The 16,963-nt window shown below is 37.3% G+C and carries 14 protein-coding genes and 1 riboswitch; of the genes, 13 read left to right on the top strand and 1 reads right to left on the bottom strand.

Going from position 1 to position 16,963, the window contains the following annotated elements:
* Positions 1–141: 141 nt before the first annotated feature.
* The 6 genes from ABNX05_RS08730 (at position 142) to ABNX05_RS08705 (ending at position 8,222) form a co-directional block, all read left to right on the top strand.
* Positions 142–2,130, top strand: a complete 1,989-nt coding sequence (locus ABNX05_RS08730) for an ABC1 kinase family protein (RefSeq protein WP_349659354.1) — start codon at positions 142–144, stop codon at positions 2,128–2,130.
* 399 nt (positions 2,131–2,529) lie between these two features.
* Positions 2,530–3,726 carry a C40 family peptidase gene (locus ABNX05_RS08725; RefSeq protein ID WP_349659353.1) on the top strand — a complete coding sequence of 399 codons (1,197 nt, stop codon included), beginning with the start codon at positions 2,530–2,532 and terminating at the stop codon, positions 3,724–3,726.
* 604 nt (positions 3,727–4,330) lie between these two features.
* Positions 4,331–4,879, top strand: coding sequence for a hypothetical protein (locus ABNX05_RS08720; RefSeq protein WP_349659352.1), 549 nt, complete (start codon positions 4,331–4,333; stop codon positions 4,877–4,879).
* A gap of 250 nt (positions 4,880–5,129) precedes the next feature.
* Positions 5,130–5,319: riboswitch (cobalamin riboswitch) on the top strand.
* Between the two features lie 196 nt (positions 5,320–5,515).
* Positions 5,516–6,055, top strand: a complete 540-nt coding sequence (locus ABNX05_RS08715; protein ID WP_349659511.1) for a hypothetical protein — start codon at positions 5,516–5,518, stop codon at positions 6,053–6,055.
* A 4-nt stretch (positions 6,056–6,059) separates the two neighbouring features.
* Positions 6,060–7,022 (top strand): ABC transporter substrate-binding protein, encoded by a 963-nt coding sequence (locus ABNX05_RS08710; RefSeq protein ID WP_349659351.1) that lies wholly within the window; start codon positions 6,060–6,062, stop codon positions 7,020–7,022.
* Between the two features lie 432 nt (positions 7,023–7,454).
* Positions 7,455–8,222 (top strand): tyrosine-protein phosphatase, encoded by a 768-nt coding sequence (locus ABNX05_RS08705; protein WP_349659350.1) that lies wholly within the window; start codon positions 7,455–7,457, stop codon positions 8,220–8,222.
* A gap of 181 nt (positions 8,223–8,403) precedes the next feature.
* On the opposite strand, the gene ABNX05_RS08700 is transcribed toward ABNX05_RS08705, so the two are convergent.
* On the bottom strand, positions 8,404–8,616 hold the full coding sequence (locus tag ABNX05_RS08700; protein ID WP_349659349.1) for a hypothetical protein: 213 nt from the start codon (positions 8,614–8,616) through the stop codon (positions 8,404–8,406).
* Positions 8,617–8,754: 138 nt separating this feature from the next.
* On the opposite strand from ABNX05_RS08700, the gene ABNX05_RS08695 reads away from it, so the two are divergent.
* The 7 genes from ABNX05_RS08695 (at position 8,755) to ABNX05_RS08665 (ending at position 16,906) form a co-directional block, all read left to right on the top strand.
* Positions 8,755–10,131, top strand: coding sequence for an MATE family efflux transporter (locus ABNX05_RS08695; RefSeq protein ID WP_349659510.1), 1,377 nt, complete (start codon positions 8,755–8,757; stop codon positions 10,129–10,131).
* Entirely contained in the window at positions 10,131–10,961 is an 831-nt protein-coding gene (locus ABNX05_RS08690) for a putative RNA methyltransferase (protein ID WP_349659348.1), read from the top strand. The genes ABNX05_RS08695 and ABNX05_RS08690 overlap by 1 nt, the downstream gene beginning before the upstream one ends.
* 80 nt (positions 10,962–11,041) lie before the next feature.
* Complete coding sequence (locus ABNX05_RS08685; RefSeq protein WP_349659347.1) at positions 11,042–11,650, top strand: lysophospholipid acyltransferase family protein; 609 nt, start codon at positions 11,042–11,044, stop codon at positions 11,648–11,650.
* 216 nt (positions 11,651–11,866) lie between these two features.
* Positions 11,867–12,331 (top strand): low molecular weight protein-tyrosine-phosphatase, encoded by a 465-nt coding sequence (locus ABNX05_RS08680; protein ID WP_349659346.1) that lies wholly within the window; start codon positions 11,867–11,869, stop codon positions 12,329–12,331.
* A gap of 374 nt (positions 12,332–12,705) precedes the next feature.
* Positions 12,706–13,425: a YebC/PmpR family DNA-binding transcriptional regulator gene (locus ABNX05_RS08675; protein ID WP_349659345.1), complete on the top strand. Its 720-nt coding sequence runs from the start codon at positions 12,706–12,708 to the stop codon at positions 13,423–13,425.
* 90 nt (positions 13,426–13,515) lie between these two features.
* The gene (locus ABNX05_RS08670) at positions 13,516–14,811 is read left to right on the top strand and encodes an arsenic transporter (protein WP_349659344.1); all 1,296 of its coding nucleotides are present in this window, start codon (positions 13,516–13,518) and stop codon (positions 14,809–14,811) included.
* Positions 14,812–15,163: 352 nt separating this feature from the next.
* Positions 15,164–16,906 carry a methyl-accepting chemotaxis protein gene (locus tag ABNX05_RS08665; protein WP_349659343.1) on the top strand — a complete coding sequence of 581 codons (1,743 nt, stop codon included), beginning with the start codon at positions 15,164–15,166 and terminating at the stop codon, positions 16,904–16,906.
* Positions 16,907–16,963 lie beyond the last annotated feature (57 nt).

Raw genomic sequence — 16,963 nt, 5'->3', positions numbered from 1 at the left:
GCGAAGCGTCAGCGACAAAGCGAGTAGCACGTAGCGGAAATCAGAGCCTTCTAAGGGAGGGAAGTGACCCCTGCGTAAGGATGATGAGCCTTACATTTGTTATACTAGCGGTATTAGGAAGTGGTATCGGAGGTGACGCTGTTGATTTTTTTGAAATTTTTAATCCAAATCATTGTTGTATCAGGACTTATTTATTTTGTCAGTGGCCGATTAATTGGTTCAAATATTAATTTTATACGTAGGGTTCTTTCTGTAGTCATTAGTGTGACGCTAACGTCCTTCGTTTATTGGTATACGTATTTACGTCATACAGATTTTTTATACGAACCGATGATGCAAACAGTGACAGAGGTCAGCACACTTATTTGGATTGGTAGCATGCTACTAATTTCGATGTTGCTCTATCTCGTTTTTGAGCTTTTCGATCCAAGCGGTATGAGGGCTACAGATCATCGTAATGGGCAAAAAAATTTATTCATGCGCCTTCGAAGCTACTGGCGACAACAAAAGCGCTTGCGTCATGTATTGAAAATAGCGGTGACAAATGGCGTTGTTCAAACGATTAAATACGCAAGACAACGTGAAAATGAAAAAGAGCTTGCCATTGCTTTAAGAGTAACTTTGGAACAATGTGGTGGGATATTTATTAAATTTGGTCAAGTACTTTCCACTCGTAAGGAACTATTTTCTCCTATCTTTATTGCCGAGTTAGAGAGGCTACAAGATAGTGTGAAGCCTTTACCACCAGAACAGGTAACACAAATTTTAGAAGATTCACTTCCGAAGCCTATGAATGAAATATTTTCAAACTTTCAAATGGAGCCTATTGCGGCAGCATCCATTGGACAAGTACATAAGGCGCGATTGAAAAATTTTGATGAAGTCGTGGTAAAGCTACTGCGTCCAGAAGTGAAGGGGATTATGCGAGACGATCTCGACATTTTGGAGGAATTCGCTAATTGGCTTTCGAACAAGTCTACATGGGCTGAGTCACTTGGTTTTCGAGAACTTGCAAAAGGATTTGCAGATGGATTACGCGAGGAAATCCATTTAGATATTGAGGTTCGAAATACATTGCAGGTGACAAAGGCACTTGCCAAAAGCGATTATAAGGTGCGGATCCCTAAAATCTATACAGAATATTGTAATGAAAATATTATTGTCATGGAATATGTACGAGGAAAAAGTGTTGCAAATGCTATAGCTGAATTTAACCAATTTGAAAGTGATCGTAAGCAGTTTGCACGGACTGTTTTATATTCCTTCTTTGAGCAGATGCTTCTTTCTGGTATTTTCCATGCAGATCCACATCCGGGGAATATTCATATTGATGAGACGGATGGCACACCGATACTGCTTGATTTTGGAGCGGTTGGCCGTTTGGGAGCTACACAGCAAGAGGGTTTAAAGCTATTTTTAATGGGAATTCAGCTAAATGATGCAAGTGTTTTATATGATGGCTTAACACTATTGGTTGAAAATTCGGGCCATGCAGACCGTGCAAAGATGGAACAAGCCATAGATCAAATTCTCTTGAAAATCTCTTACGTGGATCGGATTCCAACAGAGGAATTGATACATGCGTTATTTACAGTTGTTCGTGATTTTGGTCTTGCTTTCTATCCTGCAGTAGGTTTAGCACTGCGTTCCTTAGTAACACTGGATGGCACACTACGGGTAATTGACCCAAGCTTTGATATTTTTACGGAAGCGAAAGATTTTTCATCCGCATATATGCGGGCATCCTTCCTGAAGCCATTTAAAGAACCGATGGCAACAAAGGAACGTTTACAAGAAGAATTATCCATGCTTATTCCGACATTGCGCAAAATGCCAAGACGAGTCGACCAGCTTATTCAACGTGTAGAAAGTGGGAAAATTATCTTACATCACGATGTTTTTTCAGATGAGGATAATGCTCGTTTTATTACCAATCTGTTTTCCCGTTTCGTCTTACTTCTCGTTGGTATTACCTTTGGCATTATTTCTGTAGCACTCTTAGCCATTTCACAATTTATTCATGACACGTATGCGATCTATTTAAATACAGCAGCATACTTAGGGTTATTTCTATGTGCCATTCTGTTAGTACGGCTTTCTATCCAAGCGCTTCGTGCCATGAAGCAATAGAAGCGCCAACTTGGAGAGAAATCAATCTTTGTTTATGGTTACACATTATTTGTAGGTAGGGGAAAATGTTCCCTTACCTTTTTTTATGTTAAAAATGTTTTCTAGAAATATTACAAAAACATTACAAAACAGAGAGTAGGACTAAGGGTAAAGTAGTCAAAAACGTTGATATGTAGAATAAAACGTAATTTTGTAGAATTTATCGGGATTTACGTAAATATTACAAGAATGTTGCGAGTTTTACTAAACCATTAAAAAGGCGCGAAATAGTATAAAAGTTATGCTAATAGTGCTAAACTTTAAAAGGCTAATAAAATATAAGAAAAAATAAAAGAAATCGTTCCAATGAGTACATTAAAATTCTACGAACGAAATTGACTAGTGAAGGGAAAGAATAACGTGGGTAAGCGCAATAAATGGCGTAAGTCGATGGTGCTAGCATTAGCATTAGCGGGCGGCTTATTATTTAATACAGTTCAACCAACTCAAGTGCACGCAGAAGAAACATCTCAACAAATGATTGATAAGAAAGCTAAAATAGATACAGAGGTTAAAAAGCTACACGAAGAGCTAAAAAACCTACAAAAAGAGATCGATGAAAAAGTAAAAGTATTTAACAAAGTACAGGCGGACATTAAAGAAGTTGATGCAAATATTGTAGACACTAAAAAACGTATTGAGCAACGTTCAGCGATTTTAAGTGACCGTATGGCTGCATATCAAGCTCAAGATAATACTGTAGGTATTTATTTAAACGCTGTTCTTGAATCAAAAAGTTTTGCAGATTTAATGGACCGTGTCGTAGCGGTAAAAACATTAATGGATGCTGACCAAGAATTAGTAGATCAACAAGAAGCAGATAAGGCTAGCTTAGAGAAACAAAAAACAACATTAGATGAAAAACAAAAAGAGCTTCAAAAGCAATTCCAAGAGCTTCAACAGAAGGAAAGCGAAATGGAAGTGAAAAAAGCTGAAAATGAAGCAAAATCTCTTGCATTAAAAGCACAAATTGCAACGAAACAAGAAGAAGAGCGTTTAGAAGCAGAACGTAAAGCAGCAGAGGAAGAGGCAGCTCGTTTACGTGCACTTCAAGCAGCTACTCCAGTTGTACAAGCAACAAACACTAGCACTAGCACTAGCACTAACGATAATAGCAATAGCAATAGCAATGCTAATAATAGTGGCAAAGCTAACAATGAAAAATCTTCACAAAATGTGGTTGTTGGTTCAGGAGCAGGCACTGCATCTTCAGGTGATGCTATTTCAGTTGCGAAACAATTCCTAGGTCGTAGCTATGTTTGGGGCGGTAGTAACCCATCGACAGGATTTGACTGTTCAGGTCTTGTACAATGGTCTTACAAACAAGCAGGCGTATCTTTACCACGTACAGCATCACAACAATATTTAGCAACACAACGTATTTCAGCAAGTGAAGCACGTGTAGGTGACCTAGTATTCTTCAGCTATGGTTCGGGTATAGCGCATGTAGGTATTTACTTAGGGAACAACACAATGATTGATGCTCAAAATAAAGGTGTTGTCATTGAATCACTTGATTGGTGGAATCAATATTTAGTAGGCTTCGGTCGTATTTAATAAGCCGTACTATTATATAGACGATTTAAATAGCGAAAAGGTTATCTTTGTAAAAGAAATTACAAAGATAACCTTTTTTTATTATTTGGCGGTACTGGAAATTATCAACTGTTTAAACTATAGTTAAGATTCTACGATTAAACCTATTAGGCAAACATATAATGTTATTCATTAATTTAGGCTCGACTACTCGGTCAATAATGAGTAAAATAACTTTTGTAATGAATAAATTTACATAGGTAGATATTTTTACAACTATAGCCCCAGTTATAAAAATGATAATACAGCCGAAAAAAGAATTAGCATCAATTTTTTGTTATTACGTATTTTGCTTGGACTCAATCGAAGGCTAATAAGTGAGATAACTCCAATGATAATCCTAACGAGTATTCCTCTATCTTCATATAGCTAAAAGAAAAGATTCTTGCATAATGAATGTCATTTCTGATAATTTTGAAATATACAATCGGGGATTTTGCTCTGAAATTACAATTATATGAGACTTTTATTTTGTAGTAGCAAAGTAACGCATGATGGTAAATGAGATAACACTTACAAGTACACTATTTTTTACGTTCTGAAACAATAAAGGTAGGGATGAATCATGGAAAAAGAGATTTTGCAACTTTTTAGTAATTTAACAGAGCGTGACCGTGATATTCAATACAAATCATACGAAGAATTAATGAAAATTATGCAGGAACCAGTTGATTGGACCTATTCAGTTTGGGAACAACTAGTTCAAACTCTTACATACAAAAATGGACATATACGTGCAAGTGCTGCACAATTTTTATGCGCACTGGCAGCAAAAAGTGATCCTGAAGAAAGAGTATTAGAGGACTTCTTAAAGATTTGGGCAGTAACGTATGATGAAGAAACAGTCACTGTGAGGCATACTTTACAGGCGATTTGGAAAATAGGCTTAGCGGGGCAGGTACAAAGAGATTTAGTCGTATCATATTTGGCTAAAAGATATCAAACATGCTTAGACGAAAAGCACCCGACATTAATACGCTATGATATTATTGTATCCTTTAAAAAGCTATTCGATGCAACAAATGACCCAAAACTACTAAAAATTGCACAGCGTTTAATTGAGGAAGAGAAAGATGTTAAATCCAAAAAGAAATATAAAAATGCCATCCGATAAAAGTTAATGACTATTTTTTGCAAATTCTTTCATTATGAGAAATAGTTTTCATAACGTATGAAAAAATTAAATGCTTTAATTTATGAGGCATAATAAATATTTGCACGAGCAGGATGAATACCCAATGGGGCAGTGAATATATCCGCGTGCATACGGTAATACCTGCATGATTTTTATCCATCGTTGTTTATTCTAAAATTCCACAGCTATTTTTTCCTATCAATCTATGATAAACTGCATAACAAGTGAATAATTCTTGCAGAATAAAGGTGCTAAACTATAGCATAATCGGGAATTCGGTGAAAAACCGGAGCTGTTTCCGCAACTGTAAGTACAGAAGTCGTAAAAATATACCACTGTCGAATTATCCGATGGGAAGGTTTTTTATGAACGTAGTGAGCTGTACAAGCCAGGAGACCGACCTTTGTTTGAACGTATAGATAACTCTTCGGAAGCTAGGAGAATATGCGGCAAATACATAGGCTATGTCGTATTTATGCGACACTATTTATGCTATTTTTCGTTGTTTCCTTAGGAGTGGGAACAACGTTTTTTTATGCGCTTATAATTCACCTGGTGTAAGCCGAGGTGTTATTAAGGTAAGAATTTTTTATGAAGGAAAGCGGGGATTTATATTTGAAAAAAGATGCACGTTATTCTTGTTATCCATTTATGCGTGAAAAGGCATCTACAGTAGATTTTGAAATTCGAACGGATAGCCTAACAACACATATTGGTGTAGCATTGGCGGCGGTTAAAAAAGAAACGGTAGAGGTAGTAGCAGAAGATTTACTAGCCATTTTGCCAATGGCTTACCATGTAAATGGCTCGGTTCGAGGTAAATTAGCTGTAACCGAAGATGATTTGACTCGGCTTAGTGATCGCTATGATTTCTATGTTAGTCATGTTAAAGAGGAAATACAAAACTTTGTATTACCTCAAGGAACAGATGCAGCTTCTGTATTACATTTATGTCGTAGTGAAGCGAAAAAATCATACCGTGTTTTGCACAAAGTATCTGAAGAACGCGAAGTACCAGCTATTCTCTTTGATTATTTAGGATTGCTAGCCAATGTATTTTTTGTAATGGCTGTCTATATGAATCAGCATGCTGGTATTGCTGAAATACCGTTTATTAGTAAGTCATACCCGATGAAAAAGAAAAAGGAGAGTTAAAGAAATGAAGAAAATGTTTAAGCTACAATGGCTTTCTGTGTTGATGTTGGCACTTGTATTAGTTGGCTGTGGCACGAAAGAAGATACAAATAAAGATGCTGTTTCTAAAGAAGATCAACAAGTTGAGAAAACTACTAGCTATAAAGTTAAGGATGACCGTGGTGTAGAAGTTGAGTTTAATGCAGTACCTAAAACTATTGTTTCATTACAACCGAGTAATACAGAAATTTTATTTGAGCTAGGCGTTGGCGATAAAATCGTAGGTGCAACAGAGTATGATACGTATCCAGAAGAAGCGCAAAAAATTGAGCGTGTTTCTACTTCTACAATATTCAATAGCGAGCGTATTTTAGCGTTAAAGCCAGACGTAGTTATTGCCTACACAACTGGAGGCGATGAAGAAAATTTAAATGCCTTAAAAGGTCTCGAAGATGCGGGGATTAAAGTGTTTGCCATTCAGTCAGCTAAATCATTTGATGATGTTTATGGGGATATCGAACAAGTTGCAATGGTTATGGGCATCAAAGATAAAGGCGAAAAGTTAAATGAAGATATTAAAGCTAAAATTGCAGATGTCCAAGCGAAAGTTAAAGATGTGAAAGAACCAAAAAATATCTATTTAGAAATTAGTCCAAAGCCAGATATCTATACAGCTGGTTCTGGTACATTCCAACAAGAGATTTTAAATGCTGCAAACGTTAACAACGTTTTTGCTGACCTTGAAAGCTGGGCAAAGGTATCTGAGGAAGATATCATTGCGAAAAACCCAGCTGTTATTTTAACAACAGTAGAAATGAAAAACACAACGGAAGAAATTCTTTCACGTGATGGATGGAATTCAATCACGGCCATTCAAAATAAAGCGGTTTATTATATAGATACTGATACTTCAAGTCGTCCAGGTCCGCGTATTGGCGAAGCTGTTGAGTTAATCGCAAAAGCAGTATACCCTGAGTTATTTAAATAATTGATATTGAAAAATAGTGTTTTGAGCTGTCCTTTATCAAGGGCAGCTTTTTTTGATGGATAAAAAGGATAACTGCTCTGCTTGGGTGGAAAAGAGAACGGGTAAAGTGGATAACTGCTCTGCTTGGGTGGAAAAGAGAACGGGTAAAGTGGATAACTGCTCCGCTTGAGTGGAAAAGAGAACGGGTAAAGTGGATAACTGCTCCGTTTGGGTGGAAAAGAGAACGGGTAAAGTGGATAACTGCTCCGCTTAGGTGGGAAAGAGAACGAGTAAAGTGGATAACTGCTCTGCCCCAATAGAGAAACACCCCCAAATAAATCTCTCGTTGGTCTAAGAAGTGTATGACATCCCCTAGTGCGAAAATTGGTATTATATCGAATTGTTCTATAAAATAGAGATAAGTATGCTTACTAACAGGGAGGGGTGTAGTCAGTGAAACAGTTTGATATGAATATTATTCCGTTTGAGGCAGTTTATAATTTTCGGGATATGGGTGGTTATAAGTCGAGAGATGGGCGTGCTGTTAAGAATGGTTTGATTTATCGCTCAGCAGCACTTGGTAAAATGACGAAATCAGATAAAGAGCGCTTTGAAACGTTAGGTGTGAAAACAATTTTTGATTATCGAGACAACCATGAGGCTCAAAATAATCCTAATCCGATATTCCCATATGCCAATTATATTCAAATACCAGCTAAAGGAAATCATGCTTTTGAGATGCCCACAAACGCTGGTGGGAAAGATTTTTATAAGGTTGTAAGCACGGAGATGTTTCGAGAATTTTATGCACAAATGCCTTTTAATAATGCATCGTTCAAAGAGTTAATAGCAACGATTCAACAACCTGAAAATTTAGGGCTTGTTCATCATTGTGCAGTCGGGAAGGATCGAACAGGTATTGGCAGTGCACTTATTTTACTTGCTTTAGATGTCCCTGAGGAAACGATCATGGAGGATTATTTAGATACAAATGTACATTTACGTCCCTTAGTAGAACGAATGGCTCTAACAATTCAGCAAGATTATAGTGATCAAGAATTACAGCAATTTTATGCCTTAATGTCTGCCCGTGAAGACTATTTACAAGCAGCATTTGATGCAATGGATAACCGATATGGCTCTAAGGCAGCTTTTTTAGAGCAAGAGTTTGGGTTAACAACTGTAAAACGTAAGCAATTGAAGGATTATTGTTTACTATGATAAGAAACCCTTTCACATAAAATTGTGAGAGGGATTTTTTGCGTATTGTATTATCTTTGCATAATCTTTTAACTCATATTGGCCAAAAAGCTTATGGAAGCATTATGCCAAGGTATAATTAGGTGTTTCATTATAAAAATTCTTTACAGCCTAAAAATCTATGATAAGATACTATATATTTTTAACTTATTTCAGCGGGTGTCCAAACACCCGCTGAAATAGAGGAACTCAGTCTAAGAGCGCCACGTCCTGTGGCATTACGGAAATGGCCGACATCGTGTCGGCCCTCGTGTTGTTGCCGCTTCGCTTTCGCACAAAAAACACCTGTTGCTGCCGCTGCGTTAGCACTACGCTTTCGCACAAAAGACACTTGCAGGCCTAAGCGCAAAGCCATTCCGGACGAAATTATGCCGAGGCATAATTGATTGGGCAGTAATTTATCTGTATAGATGGTAAAGAAGGTAGTTGAAAGTTGGGCAGCCCGTAAAAATCTTTATGAAACGATTAGGAGAAGTGAAAAGTATTGGCAGATATATTAAAAGAAAGTGATATTAAAGAGACAGATAGGTTAAGTTTATTCCATTTAACATGGCCGATATTTTTAGAAGTATTTTTATTTATGTTAATGGGACTAGCCGATACTTTTATGCTCAGTGCTTTATCAGATAATGCTGTATCAGGAGTTGGTGCAGCCAATCAATATATTCATATTGCAATTTTAATACTTGAGGTAGTTGGTAATGGTGCTTCCATTGTTGTATCTCAATATTTAGGTTCAAGGCGATTTATTGAGGCTGCGAAGATTTCCGCTTTAGCAGTTACGATGAATTTGGTTGTTGGACTAATGATGAGTATCTTATTTTTCTTCTTTTCAAGTCATTTAATGACTATGATGAACTTGCAAGGGGAAGTGCTTAAATACGCTCAAAGCTACTTGGTAATCATCGGAAGCTTTATTTTCTTACAGGCTATTATAAATGCTTTAGCAGCAATTATCCGTGTACATGGATGGACAAAGCAAACGATGTATGTATCACTAGGTATGAATGTGCTACACGTTATCTTAAACTACGGTTTAATCTTTGGTAACTTAGGATTACCGGAGTTAGGTGTAAAAGGTGCAGCTATTTCCTCAGTGGTAAGCCGTGGTTTGGCAGTTCTTGTGTTTTTCTGGCTGTTGTATCAAGTCATGGAAGTAAGAGTGAAGCTAGAATATTATTTCAAGTATTCAAAGGAATATGTTCAAAAAATATTAAATATAGGCTTACCGTCAGCATTTGAGCAGGTGCTTTATCAGTTTTGTCAGATTGTCTTCCTTTATTATGCGACTTACTTAGGCGCAGAGACACTTGCGGCGAGACAATATGCCATGAATATTTCGATGTTTACGTATTTATTTGCAATTGCCATCGGAACAGGTACGGCTATAATTATTGGACGAAGTGTTGGTGCTGGTAAAAAGGATCAAGCTTATCATCAACTTTGGACAAGTGTACGCGCAGCTTTTGCTTTTACAATCACAATGGTTGCAGTTGTAACGATATTCCGTAAGCAACTTATGCACGTTTTTACAGATAATCCAGAGATAATTGCCATCGGAGCATCTGTCCTAGCATTAAGTATTCTCCTTGAAACAGGGCGAACAATGAATATTGTAGTTATTAACTCGCTGCGTGCCTCAGGGGATGCAAAATTTCCATTGAAAATTGGTTTCTTATCAATGGTATGTATGAGTCTCCCACTCGGATACTTGTTTGTATTCGTTTTAAATTGGGGGTTAGTAGGTATTTGGCTAGCGATTGCGGCAGATGAATGGATGCGAGCTATTATCGTATACTTTAGATGGAGAAGTCGTAAGTGGGAGCGCTTTGCACTTGTTTCACCTACAGAACCGAAGGAGGAAAATTAATGGGGGCACTTTCTAAAAGAGCTGCAGGAGCAGCGTTAATGGATAAAAATATAAAGCTTTTTGCTTGTCCAATTTGTCAGGAGTCAATGGATGTTTTTGAACAAGGTAGATTAGTATGTTCCTCAAATCATTCTTTCGATATTGCCAAACAGGGCTACATTAATATGCTGACACATGGTGCCGTTTCTAAGTATAGCAAAGAGCTGTTTGAATCACGAAAAGCGATTATTGATAGTGGGATTTATGATGTAGTAGAAGATAAAATCGGAGAGCTAATTGCTAATGCAGAAACCGTACTTGATACGGGATGTGGTGAAGGTTCGCATTTAGCTCGTATTATGGCAAAGAAACATGGGATAGGAATTGGTATTGATATAGCGAAGGAAGGTATCCTTGCTGCATCTCGACATTATCCAGAGCAAATGTGGTGTGTTGGTGATTTAGCGAAAAGTCCATTTGCAAGGACGAGCTTCGATGCCATATTAAATATTTTATCGCCTGCCAATTATGAAGAATTTAAACGTCTATTAACTCACAATGGTTGTGTTGTTAAGGTTGTACCTCAAAGTGGGTACTTACATGAGCTTCGAGCGCAATTATATGCGGATTCTACTAAAGAGTCGTATTCGAATGAACAAATAGTTGCTCGTTTTAAAGAAAGCTTCACCGATGTTAGTGTAGAACGTATTACATATACGGTACCGCTAGCTACAGAGCTTGTACCAGCACTGCTGGAAATGACACCAATGGGCTGGCATAAAAAAGAAGGATCCACTATCCTGTTACATGAAATTACGATTGATGTTGATGTATTAGTGGGAAGAGTCTAGATATTTTCACCTGCAATTGCAGTATACTGGTCTTTTCGATTACAATGGGGATAACTATTGAATAAGGTAGGAATGAAACAGTGTATAAATTTATAGCAAATGTTGTAAAAGTGATCTTAAAATTAACAGGCTCAAAAGCACGTGTATATGAAGAACAAAACTTACCGAAGGAAGGTGGGTTTATTATTGCATGTACACATACGGGCTATGTTGATATTTTAAATCTTGGTGTTGCTGTATACCCTCGAGAAATTAACTTTATGGCTAAAAAGCAATTGTTTGATATAAAGGGTATTGGCTGGCTGATAGAGCGTTTAAATGCCTTTCCAGTCGACCGTGACAATCCAGGTCCAAGCGTTATTAAAATTCCATCGCAGCTATTGAAAGAGGGAAAAATTGTTGGGATATTCCCATCTGGTACGCGAAATGCGGAAGGATCGGATTTAAAGCAAGGTGCGATTACAATAGCACAATTGTCAAAAGCACAAATTGTACCAGCCGCTTACATTGGTGCGCGTAATGCCGGTGATGTCTTTAAACGTGGTAAAGGTTATCTAATTTATGGCGAGCCATTTTACGTAACGGGTAAAGGTAAAGAAGGGCGTGAGGAATTTACAAATCGCCTTGAGCATGAATTAGTAGCATTAACTGAAGAATTAGAGAAGCGAGTTGCAGCAAAAAAGAAATAAAGTGAAACACCATTCAGAGGTAAACCCTCTATGTGAAGACCCAAACTATTATCTTCACATCATTTTGAATTAGTAGCTTACTGCTAGTAATATGGGATAACTTAAAAGGCGCTCAGAATCGATTGATTTTGAGTGCTTTATCTACATTTGGCGAATGCTTACTGTAGCGACAGCTACGATACGCCAAGGTGAGATTGATTGTAGGAGGACATAAAAATGATTCGAGTACTTTTTGTATGTTTGGGGAATATATGTCGATCACCAATGGCTGAAGCGGTCATGCGTGATTTGGTAGAGAAAGAGCATTTGAGTCATAAAGTCGAGGTAGATTCGGCTGCAACAAGCTCTTGGCATATTGGAGATCCTCCACACAGAGGAACACAAGGTAAGCTAAAAGAATATGGCATCTCAACGAAAGGGATGCAAGGCCGACAATTACAAAAGGCTGACTTTGAAAATTTTGATTACATTATTGGCATGGATGAAAGCAATATACGTAATATCAGAACGATGCTAGGGAATCTGGATTCCACAAAGATCTTTCGCTTTTTAGATTTAACTGACCATCGAAAAGACGTGCCTGATCCGTACTATACAGGAGATTTCCAAGAAACCTATGATTTAGTTTTAGAAGGCTGTCATGCATTATTAGAAAAAATCAAAGGACAATACAAGCTGTAAGCGCCCAGTCGGAACAGAAATCAACCAACCATTATATGACTTCAGAAAATGATCTTAAACATTGGCATATCTAGCTTTGTAAGCATCATTTGTGTTATTATTTTCAGAGTAAAGATACGAAAAGTATTTAATCACCATTTAATGATGTACAACTGTGCATCTATGATTATCTTCATTCAGCGGTAGATCTTCCTCTATATAAGGTGAGCGAAATTGTCACTCCTATTCAAAGGTGTTTAAATGAAGATAAAGCCTCCGGCGGATGTCACGGATTTTGAAAGGAGTGAATTGTGCTAGCACAATTCAAAATCTGGACGCAATTACGCAAAGGCGTAATTGATAAACAACTTATAATTTGAAAGAGAGTGGAAACAATGGGTCGTAAGTGGAACAATATTAAAGAAAAGAAAGCGTCTAAAGACCAAAGCACAAGCCGTATCAATGCAAAATTTGGACGCGAAATTTATGTGGCAGCTAAATCAGGCGAGCCAGATCCTGAATCAAACCGTGCTCTTAAAGTTGTTCTTGAGCGTGCAAAAACATATAGCGTTCCTAAACATATTATTGAAAAAGCAATTGATAAAGCGAAGGGTGGCGGCGATGAAAACTTCGACGAATTACGTTATGAAGGTTTCGGACCAGCAGGCACTATGTTAATCGTTGATGCTTTAACGAATAATGTTAATCGTACAGCTTCTGATGTACGTGCAGCATTTGGTAAAAATAATGGGAATATGGGTGTCAGTGGTTCTGTTGCCTACATGTTTGATTCAACAGCGGTTATTGGTTTAGAAGGTAAATCAGCAGATGAAGTTCTTGAAATTTTAATGGAAGCAGATGTTGATGCTCGTGATATTCTTGAAGAAGATGAGGCTGTCATCATTTATGCAGAGCCAGATCAATTCTTTGCTGCACAAGAAGCACTAAAAGCAGCAGGCGTTCAAGAATTTACAGTAGCGGAGCTTTCAATGCTTCCGCAAACAGAAGTAGAATTAACTGGGGACGACATTGCGAAATTTGAAAAATTAATTGATGCATTAGAAGATTTAGAGGATGTCCAAAACGTTTACCATAACGCTGATTTAGGCGAATAATATAAACATATGAAACCAGTAGCGAATAAAGCTACTGGTTTTTAACTTCTGCGGGTGTCCAAACATCCACCGGAGGCAGGGAGGAAATCTGTGCAAGCTCTTTTAGCGATTGCCATATTTTTAATAACTTTATTTTTTGTAATAGTGCAGCCACGTAAAATATCAATCGGCTGGTCTGCTTGTTTTGGTGCTGCAATTGCGTTAACGCTCGGAGTTGTTACCTGGCAAGATGTTGTTGAGGTGACGGGGATTGTTTGGAATGCAACGTTCTCGTTTATAGGAATTATTTTTATTTCACTTATTTTAGACGAAATAGGATTCTTTGAATGGTCTGCCTTACATATAGCACGAGTGGCAAAGGGAAATGGTATACGCTTATTCATTTACCTTTCCTGTCTAGGTGCTATTGTTTCAGCGTTATTTGCAAATGATGGTGCAGCTTTAATACTAACACCAATTGTTCTCGCAATGATCCGTAAATTGAATTTAACCGATAAAATGATTTTTCCATTTATTATTGCAAGTGGCTTTATAGCGGACACAACATCCTTACCGTTAGTCATTAGTAATTTAACAAATATTGTGTCGGCAGACTATTTCGGTATTGGATTTATGGAATATGCCCTACATATGCTGGTACCGAACATAGTTTCTTTACTAGCAAGTATAGTCGTACTTTATATTGTCTTTCGCCGTTCAATTCCAAAAGAATATTCACTCGAGGCAGTTGATAATCCAAAGCTTGCAATTCGTGACTCGAGATTATTTTTATTATCATGTTATGTTATAGCCATTCTATTAGTTGGTTTCTTAACGAGTGAGTTTTTCAAAATTCCAGTGTCATTTATTTTATGTGGTGTAGCAGCTATCTTTTTCCTACTAGCACGGCGTAGCCATATTGTAGATACAAAGAGAGTTGTGAAAGGGGCACCGTGGAATATTGTGTTCTTTTCTATCGGTATGTATGTGGTTGTTTACGGCTTGAAAAATGTAGGAATGACCGGATTGCTAGCAAGTCTATTAGAGCACTCTATACAGCAAGGATTAATGGTAGCGACAATTACGATGGGGTTTGTAGCAGCGATTTTGTCAGCTAGTATGAATAACCTACCAACTGTACTGATTGATGCATTAGCTATTGCTGAAACTAGTGCAACTGGAATTATTAAAGAAGGGCTTATTTATGCAAATGTCATCGGCACAAATTTAGGCCCTAAAATGACGCCGATTGGCTCACTCGCAACATTGTTATGGCTCCATATACTGAAGCAAAAAGGAATAAAGATTGGCTGGGTTCAGTATTTAAAAATAGGTATTATGTTAACAATCCCAACCCTTTTCGCTACTTTAATAGCTTTAGTAATATGGATTAAAATCATATCATAGGCGAGAACTAAGGTAGTGTCTAAACATTTTAATGACGATAAAAATCAAAAAACTATTTTTCTATAAGGCATATCCTTGTAGAAAGATAGTTTTTTTACCTATTATGCATATTTGAAAATCGTCATTAAAAGTTTGGAATCATATTTGTTAGATATGGAGTGAAGGCTGGACGCCGCCGGAAATAGGTCCAGTAGCAATGGAAATCCCCCACATTAAGTAATCGATCATATTTGCGTAAAAAGGCGAAGAATTCAAACGTAAATTACGTTTTACCCATTGTGAAATATTCAGAATCATAACATAATATAGATTAATAGTCATAGTGAAAGAGGAAAAAAGGGGGGGCTAAAGCATGAAGTTTTCACGTTCGATACAGGGGAAATTAATTATCATTTCACTAGCATTATTAATTATCCCTAGCTTAGTGATAGGCTTAGCTAGCTATAGTAAAGCAAAAAAAGGTCTGGATGATATTGGTGAACAAGTTATTAAAAATAGTGTTGAATCTTCTTTGCAATTAATCGAGCTTGCAAATGAGAGTGTTAAAAGGGGCGACGTTCCTTTAGAAGTTGCACAGGAGAAAGTGCGGGAGGCATTTCTAGGACCGAAGGATAGTGAAGGAAAGAGGCCAATTAATTATCCTGGAGACTTGGGGGAGTATGGGTATCTATATGTTTTAGATGATAAAGGAACATTAACAACCCATCCCACTCGAGAAGGGGATAACCTATGGAACGATCAAGATAGTAGCGGAAATTACTTTATTCGGGAAGTAACCGAAAAAGCACTTGCCGGTGGGGGATATACCAAATATGAGTTTGAGCTACCAGGGCAAGATGTAGTAGCTGATAAAATAATTTATTCTGCAAAGGATCCAAATTGGGGATGGATCATTGTATCGGGTACATATATGCAAGATTTTAATGAAGGGGCTAATTCATTATTATTTGTTATTGGTATTACATTATTAGGTGCCATCATTATAGGTACTATAGTTGTCATAATGGTTTCAAGACATTTAGCTTTACCAGTACGAAAATTATCGAAACGTGTACGTGAGGTAGCCAAAGGGAATTTAACTGTAGAAATTGAAAATCTACAACGCTCGGATGAGATTGGTCAGTTAAATGAAGGCTTTAATGAAATGGTTGATCAACTGAAAACATTAATTACAGATGTAGAGGAAGCTATTGTAGAAATTCAATCGACATCGTCAAATTTAACATCTGTGGCAGAGGAAACAAACGCTTATGGAGATGAAATAGTAAAAGCGATAAATGAGGTTTCAAACGGCGCATTAATGCAAGCTTCAGATGCAGAGGATACGAATAGAACAGCTATTGATTTTGCGCGACAGATTGAATTATTGCATGACAAAAATGAAGTAATGCTTGATGCATCTCAAAATATGAAGCAATCAAATCAAGACGGGCTCTTAAATTTAAAGAGCTTAAAAGAGACATCACACGAGTCTTCAGAAGTGATTAATAATGTTCATGCTGTATTTAATAGCTTAATTGTGAAAGTTAGGGAAATTGAAGGCATTGTCGGTACGATTACGGAGATTTCTGATCAGACGAATCTGCTTGCATTGAACGCATCGATAGAGGCAGCTAGAGCTGGGGAGCATGGCAAAGGCTTTGCGGTTGTTGCTGAGGAGGTACGTAAGTTAGCGGATCAAACATCTGTAGCAACAGACCGAGTACGTACAACCTTAAAAGGGATTGAAAGTGAAACTAATTTAGTGAACGATGAAATGAAGAAAACAAACGTCATTGTTCGTCAGCAAAATGATTCGGTTGCCATAACAGAGTCATCCTTTAAGGAAATAGAATTGGCCGTAGAAGAAATCATTTCTATTATTAAGGAAATGACTACTGGAGTAGAATATTTGAATGGCTCAAAAAATAACATTATGCAATCTATCGAAAGTATTGCGATGATTAGTGAGAAAAATGCTGCTGCATCAGAGGAAGTAACGGCATCCGTTGATGAACAACAGCGTGCCATTCAGGTTGTTAGTGAATCTTCTAATGATTTAACAGATGAAATAACAGCGTTACAGGATTCTATTAAGCGCTTTATATTAAGATAATCAATTAGGATGTTTGTACAGCAATTTCAGTACAAGCATCCTTTTTTTTGCCTAAAC

This window comes from Lysinibacillus zambalensis (assembly GCF_040183165.1).
GTDB lineage: Bacteria > Bacillota > Bacilli > Bacillales_A > Planococcaceae > Lysinibacillus > Lysinibacillus zambalensis.
This window is presented reverse-complemented; position numbering and strand designations above follow the sequence as displayed.

Excerpts from the sequence above, each read along its gene's own strand:
- ABNX05_RS08720 (WP_349659352.1), top strand. The coding sequence starts at position 4,331 with ATGGAAAAAGAGATTTTGCAACTTTTTAGTAATTTAACAGAGCGTGAC.
- ABNX05_RS08710 (WP_349659351.1), top strand. The coding sequence starts at position 6,060 with ATGAAGAAAATGTTTAAGCTACAATGGCTTTCTGTGTTGATGTTGGCA.
- ABNX05_RS08700 (WP_349659349.1), bottom strand. The coding sequence starts at position 8,616 with ATGGCTTTGCGCTTAGGCCTGCAAGTGTCTTTTGTGCGAAAGCGTAGT.
- ABNX05_RS08690 (WP_349659348.1), top strand. The coding sequence starts at position 10,131 with ATGGGGGCACTTTCTAAAAGAGCTGCAGGAGCAGCGTTAATGGATAAA.
- ABNX05_RS08680 (WP_349659346.1), top strand. The coding sequence starts at position 11,867 with ATGATTCGAGTACTTTTTGTATGTTTGGGGAATATATGTCGATCACCA.
- ABNX05_RS08675 (WP_349659345.1), top strand. The coding sequence starts at position 12,706 with ATGGGTCGTAAGTGGAACAATATTAAAGAAAAGAAAGCGTCTAAAGAC.
- ABNX05_RS08665 (WP_349659343.1), top strand. The coding sequence starts at position 15,164 with ATGAAGTTTTCACGTTCGATACAGGGGAAATTAATTATCATTTCACTA.